The sequence below is a fragment of the Mycobacterium sp. E2733 genome (assembly GCF_001667585.1).
GTDB lineage: Bacteria > Actinomycetota > Actinomycetes > Mycobacteriales > Mycobacteriaceae > Mycobacterium.
The window spans coordinates 96120-110460 of the sequence record NZ_LZJZ01000031.1 but is presented as its reverse complement, the minus strand read 5'-3'; the positions used below and the strand labels follow the sequence as shown (position 1 = coordinate 110460).

At 68.0% G+C, this 14341-nt stretch carries 15 protein-coding genes; 9 read left to right on the top strand and 6 right to left on the bottom strand.

What is annotated here, in order from left to right:
• On the top strand, window positions 1–227 hold a 227-nt coding region (locus A5678_RS07630), incomplete at its 5' end, for a hypothetical protein (protein WP_231983601.1).
• Between the two features lie 57 nt (window positions 228–284).
• A complete protein-coding gene (locus A5678_RS07625) occupies window positions 285–1430 on the top strand; it encodes an Mrp/NBP35 family ATP-binding protein (RefSeq protein ID WP_156746802.1) in 1146 nt (381 codons plus the stop codon).
• A 97-nt stretch (window positions 1431–1527) separates the two neighbouring features.
• On the opposite strand, the gene tatB is transcribed toward A5678_RS07625, so the two are convergent.
• The 4 genes from tatB to sigE form a co-directional block, all read right to left on the bottom strand.
• The gene (gene tatB / locus A5678_RS07620) at window positions 1528–1923 is read right to left on the bottom strand and encodes a Sec-independent protein translocase protein TatB (RefSeq protein ID WP_068040463.1); all 396 of its coding nucleotides are present in this window, start codon (window positions 1921–1923) and stop codon (window positions 1528–1530) included.
• Window positions 1924–3438, bottom strand: coding sequence for a S1C family serine protease (locus A5678_RS07615; protein ID WP_068040461.1), 1515 nt, complete (start codon window positions 3436–3438; stop codon window positions 1924–1926).
• A 187-nt stretch (window positions 3439–3625) separates the two neighbouring features.
• Window positions 3626–4024 carry an anti-sigma E factor RseA gene (gene rseA / locus A5678_RS07610; protein ID WP_068040459.1) on the bottom strand — a complete coding sequence of 133 codons (399 nt, stop codon included), beginning with the start codon at window positions 4022–4024 and terminating at the stop codon, window positions 3626–3628.
• A 125-nt stretch (window positions 4025–4149) separates the two neighbouring features.
• Complete coding sequence (sigE, locus tag A5678_RS07605) at window positions 4150–4911, bottom strand: RNA polymerase sigma factor SigE (protein WP_068040457.1); 762 nt, start codon at window positions 4909–4911, stop codon at window positions 4150–4152.
• A gap of 203 nt (window positions 4912–5114) precedes the next feature.
• Here sigE and A5678_RS07600 point away from each other — a divergent pair, with 203 nt between their 5' ends.
• From A5678_RS07600 to A5678_RS07575, 6 genes are all read left to right on the top strand, one after another.
• Window positions 5115–5783, top strand: a complete 669-nt coding sequence (locus tag A5678_RS07600) for an O-methyltransferase (protein ID WP_068040455.1) — start codon at window positions 5115–5117, stop codon at window positions 5781–5783.
• 125 nt (window positions 5784–5908) lie between these two features.
• Window positions 5909–6547 carry a TetR/AcrR family transcriptional regulator gene (locus A5678_RS07595; RefSeq protein ID WP_068040453.1) on the top strand — a complete coding sequence of 213 codons (639 nt, stop codon included), beginning with the start codon at window positions 5909–5911 and terminating at the stop codon, window positions 6545–6547.
• Window positions 6537–7451 (top strand): ABC transporter ATP-binding protein, encoded by a 915-nt coding sequence (locus tag A5678_RS07590; RefSeq protein WP_068040451.1) that lies wholly within the window; start codon window positions 6537–6539, stop codon window positions 7449–7451. The genes A5678_RS07595 and A5678_RS07590 overlap by 11 nt, the downstream gene beginning before the upstream one ends.
• Window positions 7448–9091: an ABC transporter permease gene (locus A5678_RS07585; RefSeq protein WP_156746801.1), complete on the top strand. Its 1644-nt coding sequence runs from the start codon at window positions 7448–7450 to the stop codon at window positions 9089–9091. Before A5678_RS07590 ends, A5678_RS07585 begins: the two co-directional genes overlap by 4 nt.
• Before the next feature lie 7 nt (window positions 9092–9098).
• Window positions 9099–9773 (top strand): isoprenylcysteine carboxylmethyltransferase family protein, encoded by a 675-nt coding sequence (locus A5678_RS07580; protein ID WP_068040448.1) that lies wholly within the window; start codon window positions 9099–9101, stop codon window positions 9771–9773.
• 30 nt (window positions 9774–9803) lie between these two features.
• A complete protein-coding gene (locus tag A5678_RS07575; protein ID WP_068040446.1) occupies window positions 9804–11489 on the top strand; it encodes a CocE/NonD family hydrolase in 1686 nt (561 codons plus the stop codon).
• A 6-nt stretch (window positions 11490–11495) separates the two neighbouring features.
• Here A5678_RS07575 and glgC read toward each other — a convergent pair whose 3' ends face one another.
• Window positions 11496–12710, bottom strand: a complete 1215-nt coding sequence (glgC, locus tag A5678_RS07570) for a glucose-1-phosphate adenylyltransferase (RefSeq protein ID WP_068040444.1) — start codon at window positions 12708–12710, stop codon at window positions 11496–11498.
• A 160-nt stretch (window positions 12711–12870) separates the two neighbouring features.
• On the opposite strand from glgC, the gene glgA reads away from it, so the two are divergent.
• The gene (gene glgA / locus A5678_RS07565) at window positions 12871–14034 is read left to right on the top strand and encodes a glycogen synthase (RefSeq protein WP_068040442.1); all 1164 of its coding nucleotides are present in this window, start codon (window positions 12871–12873) and stop codon (window positions 14032–14034) included.
• A gap of 22 nt (window positions 14035–14056) precedes the next feature.
• On the opposite strand, the gene A5678_RS07560 is transcribed toward glgA, so the two are convergent.
• Window positions 14057–14230, bottom strand: coding sequence for a DUF3117 domain-containing protein (locus tag A5678_RS07560; RefSeq protein WP_003878471.1), 174 nt, complete (start codon window positions 14228–14230; stop codon window positions 14057–14059).
• Window positions 14231–14341: the final 111 nt, after the last annotated feature.

Here is a 14341-nt window from a genome sequence, read left to right as displayed (position 1 = left end):
TCGGCAAGGTGCAGACGTTGCGGCCCGGGGCCGTGGCCATGTCCGATGCCGACGTCTACCGCGCGATGGTGGCCGCGCCGCCCGCCCCGCCGCAGGGGCCACCGCCGCCGCCGGACCCGCAGGCCGCACCACCCGCCGTCGCACCACCGCCCGCACCGGCACCCAAGCCGGCCGGTCCGCCGAACGCGGCGGTGCCGAAGCAGCCGGGCCCCACTGCCGGCGGCTGACCGGCCTAGCGGGTCGCCGCCAAACGGCCCCAGCACGCGCGCCTACACTCGGCGGTGATGTCTCGTCATGACACTGCCGACTTGAGCGCAGCAATCCGCACCGCACTGGGGAAGGTGATCGACCCCGAACTACGGCGCCCGATCACCGAACTGGGGATGGTCAAGAGCATTGACACCGAGCCCGACGGTGCCGTGCACGTGGCGATCTACCTGACCACCGCCGCCTGCCCGAAGAAGACGGAAATCACCGAGCGGGTCATCCAGGCGGTCTCCGACGTTCCGGGCACCGGGGCCGTGAAGGTCACCCTGGACGTGATGAACGACGAGCAGCGCACCGAACTGCGCAAGCAGTTGCGCGGCGATGTTCGCGAACCCGTCATCCCCTTCGCCCAGCCGAACTCGCTGACGCGGGTCTATGCGGTCGCGTCCGGGAAGGGCGGGGTCGGAAAATCCACCGTCACGGTCAACCTCGCCGCCGCGATGGCCGCGCGTGGACTGTCGGTCGGCGTGCTCGACGCCGACATCCACGGCCATTCCATCCCGCGGATGATGGGTACCACCGACCGGCCGACCCAGGTCGAGTCGATGATCCTGCCGCCCATCGCCCACGAGGTGAAGGTCATCTCGATCGCCCAATTCACCGAGGGCAACACACCGGTGGTGTGGCGGGGACCCATGCTGCACCGGGCGTTGCAGCAGTTTTTGGCCGACGTCTATTGGGGCGATCTGGATGTCCTGTTGCTGGATCTGCCGCCGGGCACCGGCGACATCGCCATCTCGGTGGCTCAGCTGATCCCCAGCGCCGAGCTCATGGTCGTGACGACGCCCCAGCTGGCCGCCGCCGAGGTCGCCGAGCGCGCGGGCAGCATCGCGATGCAGACCCGGCAGCGCATCGCCGGCGTCGTGGAGAACATGTCGGGCCTCACGCTGCCGGACGGCTCGACGATGCAGGTGTTCGGCGAGGGCGGCGGCCGTCAGGTGGCGGAACGCTTGTCCCGCGCGATCGGTGCCGAAGTGCCGCTGCTGGGCCAGATCCCCCTGGACCCCGCGTTGGTGGCCGCGGGCGATTCAGGCACCCCGATCGTGCTGAGCGCCCCCGACTCCCCGGCGGGCAAGGAACTGCGCAGCGTGGCCGACAACCTGTCATCGCGACGGCGTGGATTGGCCGGTGTGTCGCTCGGCCTGGATCCGACGCGGCGCTGATCCGATGGTGGCGACCCGCTTCGCCCGGCTTCCGCCGCGCTTGCGATCGCCACGCTGATCCGATGGTGGCGACCCGCTTCGCCCGGCTTCCGCCGCGCTAGGTCGCGTCGGCGTCGAAGGGCGTCGGTCCGGGAGCATGCGTCGGGCGCGGCGTCGACGGCTCGGGCGGAGTGGCCGCGGCCGTCTTGTTGACCGGCGTGTCGAAGTTCCCGGTGAGGAAGGAATCGTCGCCGTCGAGCAGGTGCTTGGTCAGCGCGGCGCGCGGCGTCATCCCCCGCAGCCGCTGCAATTCGCTCAGCGGGACGCGCAGATCGTCGAACTCGGGCCCGAGGTCTTCGCGCAGCTGAGTTGTCACCCCACTGAGGTAGTCCCGCGCCTGCCGCAGCGCGTTCGACGTCCAGCGGATAGCACCGGGAAGCCGCTCCGGGCCGAGGACCACCAGCCCGACCACGACGAGGACCAGGATGTGCTCCCAGCTCAGGCTCCCGAACATTTAGCTGCCGTCGGGATCGGGCTTGACGGTCAGGGTGACGTGCCGGCCGTCGCGGACCACCTCGATCGGGGAGTCCTGGCCGATGGTCAGCTGGCGCACCGCGACCACGAACTCGTCGGCGTCGGCGACCGTGCGGTTGCCGACCTTGACGATCACGTCGTTCTCCAGGATCCCGCCCTTTTGCGCCGGGCTTCCCGCCTTCACGTTGGCGACCTGCGCGCCGGAGGCGATGGCGTTGCTCACCGACCGGGTGCTGATCCCGAGCGTCGGGTGCACGATCTTGCCGTCCTTGATCAGCGTCTGGGCCACCATCTTCGCCTCGTCGATCGGGATGGCGAAGCCCAGCCCACTTGCGCTGTCGGACAAGGACTTACCCGCGGTGTTGATGCCGATCACCTGCGAATCCATGTCGATCAGCGGGCCGCCGGAGTTGCCGTGGTTGATCGACGCGTCGGTCTGCAGAGCGTCGATGACGGTGTCGGTGTCCGAGCCCTCGCCCGACAACGGCACGGGTCGGTGCAGCGCACTGATGATGCCGTGGGTCACGGTGCTGCGCAGCCCCAGCGGCGCACCCGCCGCAAGGACCTCGTCGCCGACGCGCACTTTGTCCGAGTCGCCGAACCGGGCGACGCTCAGGTTGTCGACGTTGTCGACCTTGAGCACGGCCAGGTCGGTCTTGGGGTCGCGCCCAACCAGGTTGGCGGGCACTTCCTTGCCGTCGTTGAACACCACGGTCGTCTTGAACTGGCTGGGGTTGTTGGCCGCCTCGGAGATCACGTGGTTGTTGGTGACGATGTAGCCGCGACCGTCGATCACCACGCCGGAGCCCTGCATGCCCTCCTGGTCGCTCTTGGACTCGATGGTCACCACCGCGTTGGCGGTCGCGGCGGCCACCTTGGCGAACCGGCCTGCGGGCCCTTCGCCGTTGCCGTTGGTGGAAAGCGTCACCTTCGAGGTGGTGAACGCCTCGGCGACCTCGGCCGTCTTGCGGCCGACTACCCCGCCGATCACGCCGATGAGCAGCGCGATGAGCAGCAAGACTAGCAGCGCCAGGTAGGACACCTTGCCGCCGAACAGCACGTCGCGCACACCGAGCTTGCCGCCGTAGCCCTGCGGCCCCCGCGGTCCCGACGGGGCGACCGCCGGAGTGCCCAGCGCCGCGGCCGCCGACGGGTCTCGCCAGGGATCGTCGAGCTCGTCCGGCTCGGCACCGTTTTTCTCGGCCGCCAGCGCACCGGCGTCGACGGGGTGGCGCTGCAGCGAGTCGGGACTCCCGACCGGCCGGCTGAACGCCTCCTGAAGGACCGGGTCGGCCGGTTCCTCGTGCGGCCGGAACTCGGCCTGGTCCCGATACTTCTGCGGACGGACACGGTCGGCCACGAAGGATCCGCGCAGCCCGTCGGGGCGGCTGAACAGTTGACGCGATGCGGGGTCGACCGGCGGACGCGAGATGGGGCGCGGCGCTAAGCGGTTGCCGCTGTTCTTGCCGCTGTCGTTGCCTTGATCGGAGGTCACGTTACCCCTTTGGATCCTCTTCTTGAGCGCTCGAGACAGGCCCTTCACCGGGCGATATAGCCGACACCGGCGTGGTCGTGTCCACCCTAGTATCCACGGTTCGGCGCCGGTGGCCCATGAGCGCACGGGCGGGGTGCGCAAAATTCGGCGGGATCAACCACGGGGAGTTCGGCGAGAAGGTGGCGAGCTACGGGCGCTTGCGCTGCTCACGGGCATCGCGATCAGCAAAACGGTCGGAGGTCCGGCTGGTCACGTCGTCGGGCGAATCGTAGGGAATCTCAGCGAGCATCCCGAGCAGCGTGCTGGGGATCCGGATCGGATGCGAGTCGCGCAACGCCGCTCGGGCCCGGCTCTGGTCGTCGACCTCGGCCGCGCATTCCGGGCACAGCGACAGGTGGTGTGCCGCCCGCAGGTGCGCGTTCATCCGCAGCTCACCGTCAACGAACGCCGCGATGGCTTCGACGGAGAGGTGCTCGGTGGAGCCGAACTGGCGCGGCGCGCCGACGGGCGCATCGCTCTGGGAGGCGAACTGTGCGGGAAGCCAGGAGAACGCGCGGCGGAAGAGGTGTCCTCCTCGATCGGCCATCACCGGGTCCTTTCGTAGCGCCTACCCCTCGAATGTAGCGCGAGGCGGTGCGCAATAGCGCATCTCAAGACCGCAAAACCGCTGGCTCACGTCGACACGGCTGTGTCGATTCGGGCGTTCACCCGCTACGCCGGCTCGGCGTGCAGTGCGTCCCCATGGGCACCGGGATGGGCGGCCAGGTAGTCGCGCAGTGCCTGACGTCCGCGGTGGATGCGGCTACGCACGGTGCCGAGCTTCACGCCCAGCGTCGCACCGATCTCCTCGTAGGACAGGCCCTCGATGTCACACAGCACGACCGCGGCGCGGAACTCCGGCGGCAGCGAATCCAGGGCCGCCTGCAGGTCCGGCCCGAGCCGTGAATCGTGGTAGATCTGCTCGGGATTGGGCTCGTCCGCGGGCACCCGCTCGTAGTCCTCGGGCAGCGCCTCCATCCGGATGCGGGCGCGGCGACGCACCATGTCGAGGAAGAGGTTGGTGGTGATGCGGTGCAACCAGCCTTCGAACGTTCCCGGCTGATAGTTCTGCACCGACCGGAAAACCCGGATGAACGTCTCCTGGGTGAGGTCCTCGGCGTCGTGCTGATTGCCGGAGAGGCGATAGGCCAGGCGGTACACCCGGTCGGCGTGCTGACGCACCAGCTCGTCCCACGAGGGCATCGTGGACTTGTCCCCGGTCGCATCGAAAACCGCCGTGCCCTGCAACCCGTCGGACGGCTCCACCCAGTCGTCCGCGGGGCAGTCCTGCGCGTGCGACATGCTGGTCGGGCCCAAAAGCGTCGTGATGATCAGATCCTCCGAATCCGTCCTGCCGAGAAGCGACAAGTCGTTACCCGCGGCAACACGTAGCCGCCGGTCCGTATTCCCGTGCCAACGCGCCGCGCGATCCATAGGGACACCGTCGGGTATCGGCGTATGTGCGATATATGAACAGTCTGAGTTGAGGCTGAGAAACCGGATCGTTACCAGCGCTGTGCAGGAGATATCCGCCGCGGCGTGAACTTAAACGCAGCGGCTTCGCCGGGCGTGTCGTAACGGTGCAGCTTAGGCGCGCCATGCCGGGGTGCGCACCGAAGTGGAATACGCTGCGGGGCATGGACGGCACCGACGCAGAAACCCCCGGCCTGGCGGCGCCCAGTCGAGCCGAATCCCTGTCTGCACACGCTGAGGGGTCGATCTCCGAAGACGCGCTGCTGGCGGCCGCCCGCGAGCGTGCCGTGGACATCGGTGCAGGGGCGGTAACGCCGGCTGTCGGTGCGCTGTTGAGCCTGCTGACCAAGCTCAGCGGCGGGAAGGCCGTCGCGGAAGTGGGTACCGGCGCGGGCGTCAGCGGGCTCTGGTTGCTGTCCGGCATGAGCGACGACGGTGTCTTGACGACAATCGACATCGAGCCCGAGTATCTGCGGCTCGCCAAGCAAGCCTTCTCCGAAGCCGGCATCGGGCCGTCGCGCACCCGGCTGATCAGCGGCCGAGCCCAAGATGTCCTCACCCGCCTCGCCGACGAGTCCTATGACCTGGTGTTCGTCGACGCGGACCCGGTTGACCAGCCGGATTACGTCGTGCAGGGCGTCCGGCTGCTGCGACCCGGCGGCGTCATCGTGGTGCACCGCGCCGCCCTTGGCGGCCGAGCCGGCGACCCGGCCGCCCGCGACGCGGAGGTGGTCGCGGTGCGGGAAGCGGCGCGTCTTATCGCAGAGGACGAGCGGCTCACCCCGGCCCTGGTGCCACTCGGCGACGGCATTTTGGCGGCGGTGCGCGACTAGCCTTGACGGTGGCGACCCGCCGCGCCCGACCACCCGCGCTAACGACCGCAACGAACCCACCTTTATGAATTCTTCACGCGATACCTCCTTGACTCGCGACTGAACGAGCGTTTAGCGTACTGAACATGCGTTCAGCCGACCTGACCGCGGCCGCCCGGATCCGGGATGCGGCCATCGAGCAGTTCGGCGAGCACGGATTCGGCGTGGGGTTGCGCGCGATCGCCGAGGCGGCGGGGGTGAGCGCCGCGCTGGTCATTCACCACTTCGGTTCCAAGGACGGCCTACGCAAGGCGTGTGACGACTACATCGCCGAAGAGATCCGCAGCAGCAAGTCCGAGGCACTTAAATCGAACGACCCTGCCACCTGGTTTGCGCAGCTGGCCGAGATCGAGTCGTACGCGCCGATGATGGCCTACCTGGTTCGCAGCATGCAGTCGGGCGGTGAGCTGGCAAACATGTTGTGGCGCAGGATGATCGACAACGCCGAAGAGTACCTGGATGAGGGCGTGCGGGCGGGCACCATAAAACCGAGTCGGAATCCCCGCGCCCGGGCGCGGTATCTGGGCATCACGGGCGGTGGCGGCTTCTTGCTCTATCTGCAGATGCACGAAACACCAACGGACATCCGCGCCGTCCTGCGCGACTACGCCGGCGAAATGGTGCTGCCCGCGCTGGAGATCTACACCGAAGGACTGATGGTCGACCGCACCATGTACGACGCATTCCTGGCCGCAGATGACGAAGGAGAAACCAATGCCGATTGACAATGTCGCGCCCATCGAAATCCGCCATCTGACAAAGAACTTCGGAACGGTGCGCGCGCTGGACGGCCTTGATCTCACCGTGCGCGAAGCCGAAGTGCACGGCTTCCTCGGCCCCAACGGCGCCGGGAAGTCGACGACCATCCGCATCCTGCTGGGTCTGGTCAAAGCGGACGGCGGCAGCTTGCGGCTACTGGGCGGCGACCCGTGGACGGACGCTGTCGCACTGCACCGCCAGATCGCCTACGTGCCAGGCGATGTCACGCTGTGGCCGACGCTGACCGGTGGCGAGACCATCGACCTGCTGGCCCGCATGCGCGGCGGCCTCGACCGCAAGCGTCGGGCCGAGCTGATCGAGCGCTTCGACCTCGATCCGCACAAGAAGGCGCGCACCTACTCGAAGGGCAACCGACAAAAAGTCTCGCTGATCTCCGCCTTCTCCTCACGCGCCCGCCTGTTGCTGTTGGATGAGCCGAGCAGCGGCCTGGACCCCTTGATGGAGAACGTCTTTCAGCAGTGCGTTGCCGAGGCGCGCGATCGCGGCGCGACGGTGTTGTTGTCCAGTCACATTCTGGCCGAGACCGAAGCGTTGTGCGAGAGGGTGACCATCATCCGGGCGGGCAAGACCGTCGAGAGCGGCTCGCTGGACTCGATGCGGCATCTGAGCCGCACCTCGATCAAGGCCGAATTGACCGGCGACCCCGGCGACCTCACTCGCATCAAGGGGGTGGAGGACGTCAGCGTCGAGGGCACCACCCTGCGCGCTCAGGTCGACGGCGAGAGCCTCGGGGAACTCATCCGGGCGCTCGGCGACGCCGGCGTGCGCAGCCTTGTCAGCCAGCCGCCGACGCTCGAGGAGCTCTTCCTGCGCCACTACGACACGGCGGACAAGGTGTCCGCATCATGACCACCGCCACCTTGGATCGGTCACACCGTCCGGCACACCCCGCGCCGCAACGCGGCTCGAACTTCGCCGGGACGCTGGGGATGCTGCGCCTCTACTTGCGCCGCGACCGAATTTCGCTGCCGCTGTGGGTGTTCCTGCTGTCGGTGCCGCTGGCAACGGTGTACGTCGGCAGCATCGAAAAAGTTTATCCCACCCAGTCCGCCCGGGCCGGATTCGCCGCTTCCATCATGGCGAGCCCCGCGCAGCGCGCGCTCTACGGGCAGGTCTACAACGACAGCCTTGGGGCCGTTGGCATTTGGAAGGCCGGGATGTTCCACCTGCTCATCGCGGTTGCCGTCATCCTGACCGTCATCCGGCACACCCGGGCCGACGAGGAGGCGGGCCGAACAGAGCTCGTGGACTCGACCGCCGTCGGTCGCTACGCCAGCCTCACCGCCGCACTGCTGTTGTCGTTCGGGGCCTCTATCGCGATCGGGGTGATCGGCGCGGCCGGACTGCTCACAACCGACGTCCCACCCGGGGGGTCGCTCGCTTTCAGCGCGGCGCTGGCCTCCTCCGGCCTGGTGTTCACCGCCGTCGCCGCGGTGACCGCGCAACTGTCGCCGAGCGCGCGGTTCGCCCGCGGCGCCGCGTTCGCGGTCCTGGCGGCCGCCTTCACGCTCCGCGCCGTCGGCGACGCCGGTTCCGGTGCGCTGTCGTGGCTCTCGCCGTTGGGGTGGTCGCTGCAGGTCCGGCCCTACGCGGGCGATCACTGGTCGATCTTGGCGCTGCATCTGGCGACGACCGCCATGCTCACCGCGGCGGCATACCGGCTGCTCGCCGGCCGTGATGTCGGCGCCGGGTTGTTCGCCGAACGCCCCGGTCCCGGGTCCGCCGCGCCCGCCTTGGGCAACGTGTTCGGGCTGGCGTGGCGGCTGGACCGTGGAGCGCTCCTGCTCTGGACCGTGGGGCTGTGCCTCTACGGCGTCCTGATGGGCAGCGTGGTTCACGGCATCGGCGATGAGCTCGGCGGCAGCAACGCCGCGCGGGACATCATCGTCCGGATGGGCGGCACCAGCGCTTTGGAGGAAGCCTTCATCGCCGTCGCGTTCACGATGATGGGGATGGCGGCCGCCGCATTCGCCGTCTCGCTGACGTTGCGCTTGCACCAGGAGGAAGCGGGCCAACGCGCCGAAGCGACGCTGGCCGGTGCGGTGTCGAGAACCCGCTGGCTGACGAGCCACCTGCTGGCGGCGTTGGCCGGATCCTCGGCGGCGATGCTGGTCAGCGGTTTTGCCGGCGGACTCGTCTACGGCGCCGCCGCCGGCGACCTCGGCGGCAAGGTGGCGGTCGTCGTGGCAAGCGCGGCCGTGCAACTGCCCGCAGTCTGGCTGTTGTCCGCGGTGACTATCGCCCTGTTCGGCCTGGCACCACGATTCACGCCCATAGCATGGGGCGTCCTGGTCGGATTCATCGCGTTGTACCTGATCGGCTCGTTGGCCGGTTTCTCGCAGTGGCTGCTCGACTTGGAACCGTTCGCCCACATTCCCCGGGTCGGCTCGGATTTCACCGCCACGCCACTGCTGTGGCTATTAGCCATCGACGCCGGACTCGTTATCCTCGGCGTCATGGGTTTCCGACGCCGCGATCTGCGTAATTAGGAGCGCTGTGAAAACCGGTATCCGCGTGACGGTGCGATCGATCTGGGGGATCCTCTCTTTCGGCTTGATCCTCTTCCTACCGGCCGGCACGTTCCGTTATTGGCAGGCATGGCTTTTCATCGGCGTGTTCATGACGGCTACGATCGTCCCCGTCGTCTACCTGGCGCGGAACAATCCCGCGGCCCTGCAGCGCCGGATGAATGCGGGCCCGCGGGCCGAACCCCGGGCGGCCCAAAAATTCATCATCACCGGCTCGTTTCTGGTCCTGCTCGCGGCGATGGTGCTCAGCGCGTTCGATCACCGGTTCGGCTGGTCGTCCGTGCCGGCGTGGCTGTCCGTGCTCGGTGACGTCCTGGTGGCGGTGGGACTCGGAATCGCCATGTTGGTGATAGTCCAAAACGGTTATGCCGCAGCCACTATCACAGTGGAGTCGGGCCAAACGCTGGTGTCCGACGGTCTGTATCGATACGTGCGCCACCCCATGTATGTCGGCAACGTGATCATGATGGTCGGCATGCCGTTGGCGCTCGGCTCCTATTGGGGACTGATCTTCGTCATTCCGGGCTGCATCCTGCTCGTCCTCCGCATCCTCGACGAGGAGGAGTTGCTCACCCAGGAGTTGACCGGATACCGCGAATACCGGCAACGGGTGCGCTATCGGTTGTTGCCGAACGTCTGGTAGCGGCCTAGCCGACGCGCCTAGGGTATTCGCGTGGCCCCCAATCGCGCGCCCGCCCGGGATCGCCCGTGGCGCCGCCCCGGCGCGCTTCGGTATGCGATGAGCCGGATACGCGGCGTCGTCAAGCCCCCTGTCACGGTGACCGATCCACCGGCCGAGCTTGATGTCGAACGCGATGTAGGCGTGCCCACCCGCGACGGAACGGTGTTGCGGGTCAACGTTTTCCGGCAACTGGATACCGGCGCCCGCCCGGTGATTCTCAGCATTCACCCCTATGGCAAGGACAATATGCCGAAGCGGCGCGGCAACAGGTGGACGTTCTCCGTGCAGTACCGGATCCTGCGCCAGCCGCGGCCGGTGCGCTTCTCGGCGCTGACCGGTTGGGAGGCGCCCGATCCGGCGTGGTGGACCGCGCAGGGCTTCGTCGTGGTGAATGCCGACTCGCGCGGCTGCGGTCGCTCAGATGGCACCGGACGCCTGTTGTCGCGTCAGGAGGCCGAGGACACCTACGACCTGGTGGAGTGGATCGCGGGGCAGCCATGGAGCGACGGACGGGTCGTCATGCTCGGGGTGTCGTACCTGGCCATCAGCCAGTACGCCGTTGCGGCGCTGCAACCGCCGGCACTGCGGGCGATCTGCCCGTGGGAGGGCTTCACGGACGCCTATCGCGACCTGACCTTCCCGGGCGGCGTCCGCGAGACGGGGTTCACCCGGATGTGGTCGCGGAATGTGCGCCGCGACACTCGGCAGACCTACGACCTGGAACGGATGCAGGACGCCCACCCGCTGCGCGACGAGTTCTGGCGCTCGCTGGTCCCGGACCTCTCCGCGATCAAAGTGCCCATGCTGGTGTGCGGCAGCTTCTCCGACAACAACCTGCACAGCCGCGGCTCCATCCGCGCGTTCACGCACGCCGGCTCCGGCCACGCCCGCCTCTACACCCACCGGGCCGGCAAGTGGGCGACCTTCTACTCCGAGCCCGCGCTGACCGAGCAGTTGAGGTTTTTCCGCGAAGTGCTGGACGGGTCGCCCGGTTCCCGCAGTGTCCGCCTCGAGGTCCGCGAAGACCGCGACACCGTCGCGGTAGTGCGCGAAGAGGCCGAATGGCCGCTGGCCCGGACTCGTTGGCGGCCTTTGTATCTGGGCGGGAACGGCGCGCTGACCGCCCAACGGCCGCCCGGGTCGGGCAGCGTCGCGTTCGAAAACCGTTCCAACGCAGTTGCATTCAGCTGGACGGTTTCCGCGGATGTCGAACTGACCGGCCCGATGGCGGCGCGGTTGTGGGTCGAACTGGAGGACTGCGACGACGCCAACCTGTTCGTCGGCGTGGAGAAGTGGCGCGATGGACGGTTCGTCGGGTTCGAGGGGTCGTACGGCTACGCCCGCGACCGGGTGAGCACCGGCTGGCAGCGAGTCTCGCTGCGCGCGCTGGATGCCGACCTCTCGCGGCCGTGGGAACCCGTCGCGTCGTGCACCGACCCGCTGCCCGTCGCCAAGCATGAGGTCGTCGAGGTCAAGGTGGCGCTGGGCCCGTCGGCGACGCTGTTCCGCGCCGGTGAGCAGCTGCGGCTGGTGGTGGCAGGGCGCTGGTTGTGCCCCAGGAACCCGCTCACCGGCCAGCTCCCGGCGGCCTACGCCGGCTCGCCCCGCGGCCGCGTCAAGCTGCACTGGGGCCCGCACTACGACGCGCACCTGCTGATCCCGGAGATCCCCCGGTAGTGCTTACTAGATCCAGACGCCCTTGCCCACCGCGACCACACCGCCGGCGCTGATCGCGAAGCGCTCCCGGTCCTTCTCCAGATCCACGCCGACCATCTCGCCGGGCCCGACGACGACGTTCTTGTCCAGGATGGCGTGGCGTACCACCGCGCCGCGGCCGACCCGGGCGCCGGGCATGATCACGCTGCCCTCCACGATGGCGCCGTCGTCGACCACGACGTTGGACGACAGCACCGAGTTCCGCACCGAAGCCGCCGAAATGATGCTGCCGGCGCCCACGACCGACTCCTGCGCCGAGCCGCCGTTGACGAACTTGGCCGGTGCCAGGTTCTCGGACTCGCCGCGAATCGGCCAGCGCTTGTTGTAGAGGTTGAACACCGGGTGCACCGAGACCAGGTCCATGTGCGCGTCGTAGAACGCGTCCAGCGTCCCCACGTCGCGCCAGTATCCCCGGTCGCGATCGGTCGCGCCCGGCACATCGTTGTCCTTGAAGTCGTAAACCGCGGCCATTCCGTCGTCCACCAAGCGCGGAATGATGTCACCGCCCATGTCATGATCCGAGTGGTCGTCGTCGGCGTCGGCGCGAATCGCATCGATGAGCACCTTGGTGGTGAAGATGTAGTTGCCCATCGACACAAACGTCGCCTCGGGGTCGTCCGGTGTGCCGGGTGGATCCAACGGCTTCTCGATGAAACCGCGGATGCGGCCGGAATCGTCGGCGTCGATGCACCCGAACGCGCTGGCCTCGCCGCGCGGCACCCGGATGCCGGCCACCGTTGCGCCGGCCCCGCTTTCGATGTGGAACTGGACCATCTGCTCGGGGTCCATCCGATATACGTGGTCGGCGCCGAAAACGACTATGTAGTCGGGGTCTTCGTCGTAGATCAGGTTGAGCGACTGGTAGATCGCGTCGGCGGAGCCGGTGTACCAGCGGGGGCCCAGGCGCTGCTGCGCGGGCACGGGGGTGATGTACTCGCCCGCCAGACCAGACAGCCGCCAGTTCTGCGAAATGTGACGGTCCAGTGAATGCGACTTGTACTGAGTGAGAACGCAGATCCGCAAGTAGCGCGCGTTGACGAGGTTGGACAGCACGAAGTCGATCAGCCGATATGCGCCGCCGAATGGAACCGCGGGCTTGGCCCGATCCGCGGTCAGCGGATATAGCCGCTTACCCTCACCGCCGGCCAGGACAATGCCCAGCACGTGTGGCGCTTCCCTCATGGTTCAAACCTATCGGCCCCCGCGAGGCGCTGCCAGGGGGACGGCGCTATTTCGAGTGTTCTGTGCGGCTGTCTGTCAAGGTATTTGGTCCCCCGAGCCGGTCACCGATTGCCCAGGCCCCGACTCGCGCACCTCGTTGCGACCGAACTACCGTGCGGGTATGCGGGTGGCGATGATGACTCGGGAATACCCACCAGAGGTCTACGGGGGAGCCGGTGTGCATGTCACGGAACTGGTCGCCCAGCTGCGCCGATTGTGCGCGGTCGATGTGCATTGCATGGGTGCGCCGCGGCCGAACGCCATCGTGCACCAGTCCGATCCGCGCTTGCGGAGCGCCAACCCGGCGCTGTCGACGTTGTCCGCGGACCTGATGATGGCCAACGCCGCGTCGGCGGCCACCGTCGTGCACTCGCATACCTGGTACGCCGGCATGGCCGGTCATCTGGCGGCGCTGCTCTATGACATCCCCCACGTCCTGACGGCGCATTCGCTCGAGCCGCTACGGCCGTGGAAGGCCGAACAGCTCGGCGGCGGCTACCAGGTGTCGACGTGGGTGGAGCGCACCGCGGTGCAGGCAGCGGACGCCGTCATCGCCGTCAGCTCCGCGATGCGCGAAGACATCCTGCGCGTCTACCCCGCCCTTGACCCCAGCGTCGTGCACGTCATCCGCAATGGGGTCGACACCGACGTCTGGCATCCGGCCGGGCCGACGCACGCCGGGTCGGTGCTGGCCGAACTCGGCGTCGACCCAGACCGCCCCACGGTGGCGTTCGTCGGCCGGATCACCCGGCAGAAGGGCGTCGCCCACCTGGTGGCGGCGGCGCACCAGTTCGACCCCGGGGTGCAGGTGGTGTTGTGCGCGGGTGCCCCCGACACCCCGGAAATCGCCGAGGAGATTCGGTCCGGGGTGGCGCGGCTGGCCCACGATCGGCAGGGCGTGTTCTGGATCAGAGAAATGCTGCCGATCGGCGAGATACGCGAAATACTATCGGCAGCAACGGTTTTCGTATGCCCCTCGGTGTACGAGCCGCTGGGCATCGTGAACCTGGAGGCGATGGCGTGCGCGACGGCCGTGGTGGCGTCCGATGTCGGCGGGATACCCGAGGTGGTCCTCGACGGGGTGACCGGTTCGCTCGCGCACTACGACGCCGGCGACCCGACCGGTTACCAGGCCAGGCTCGCCGAAACGGTCAACGCGCTCGTCGCCGACCCTGAAAAGGCGAAGCGTTACGGCGAGGCGGGACGTCAGCGCTGCATAGAGGAATTCTCTTGGGCCCGCGTCGCCGAGCAAACCCTGGACATCTACCGGAAGGTGTGTGCGTAGCCCCGCGGTCCGCCGGCGGGCCTTAGCTGGAGCTTGTGACACCCTTGAGTTCGTCACCGAGGGCGGCGGCTTCGTCGGGCGTCAGCTCAACGACCAGTCGACCGCCTCCCTCAAGTGGTACCCGCATCACGATGCCGCGCCCCTCCTTGGTTGCTTCCAGAGGACCGTCTCCGGTCCGGGGCTTCATCGCCGCCATCGAGTGCTCCCTCCAGGTTCGAGCTGGTCCGCCGTTGCGGACCTGGTCGGCGCCGAGCATGCCCCGCCAGCGATTTTCCAGCCATACCCGACATCGAACTGCCAAATCACC

Bases quoted from the DNA above. Each gene is read 5' to 3' on its own strand.
- A5678_RS07625 (WP_156746802.1), top strand. From the start codon at position 285: ATGTCTCGTCATGACACTGCCGACTTGAGCGCAGCAATCCGCACCGCA.
- tatB (WP_068040463.1), bottom strand. From the start codon at position 1,923: ATGTTCGGGAGCCTGAGCTGGGAGCACATCCTGGTCCTCGTCGTGGTC.
- rseA (WP_068040459.1), bottom strand. From the start codon at position 4,024: ATGGCCGATCGAGGAGGACACCTCTTCCGCCGCGCGTTCTCCTGGCTT.
- sigE (WP_068040457.1), bottom strand. From the start codon at position 4,911: ATGGATCGCGCGGCGCGTTGGCACGGGAATACGGACCGGCGGCTACGT.
- A5678_RS07600 (WP_068040455.1), top strand. From the start codon at position 5,115: ATGGACGGCACCGACGCAGAAACCCCCGGCCTGGCGGCGCCCAGTCGA.
- A5678_RS07595 (WP_068040453.1), top strand. From the start codon at position 5,909: ATGCGTTCAGCCGACCTGACCGCGGCCGCCCGGATCCGGGATGCGGCC.
- A5678_RS07590 (WP_068040451.1), top strand. From the start codon at position 6,537: ATGCCGATTGACAATGTCGCGCCCATCGAAATCCGCCATCTGACAAAG.
- A5678_RS07585 (WP_156746801.1), top strand. From the start codon at position 7,448: ATGACCACCGCCACCTTGGATCGGTCACACCGTCCGGCACACCCCGCG.
- glgC (WP_068040444.1), bottom strand. From the start codon at position 12,710: ATGAGGGAAGCGCCACACGTGCTGGGCATTGTCCTGGCCGGCGGTGAG.
- glgA (WP_068040442.1), top strand. From the start codon at position 12,871: ATGCGGGTGGCGATGATGACTCGGGAATACCCACCAGAGGTCTACGGG.
- A5678_RS07560 (WP_003878471.1), bottom strand. From the start codon at position 14,230: ATGGCGGCGATGAAGCCCCGGACCGGAGACGGTCCTCTGGAAGCAACC.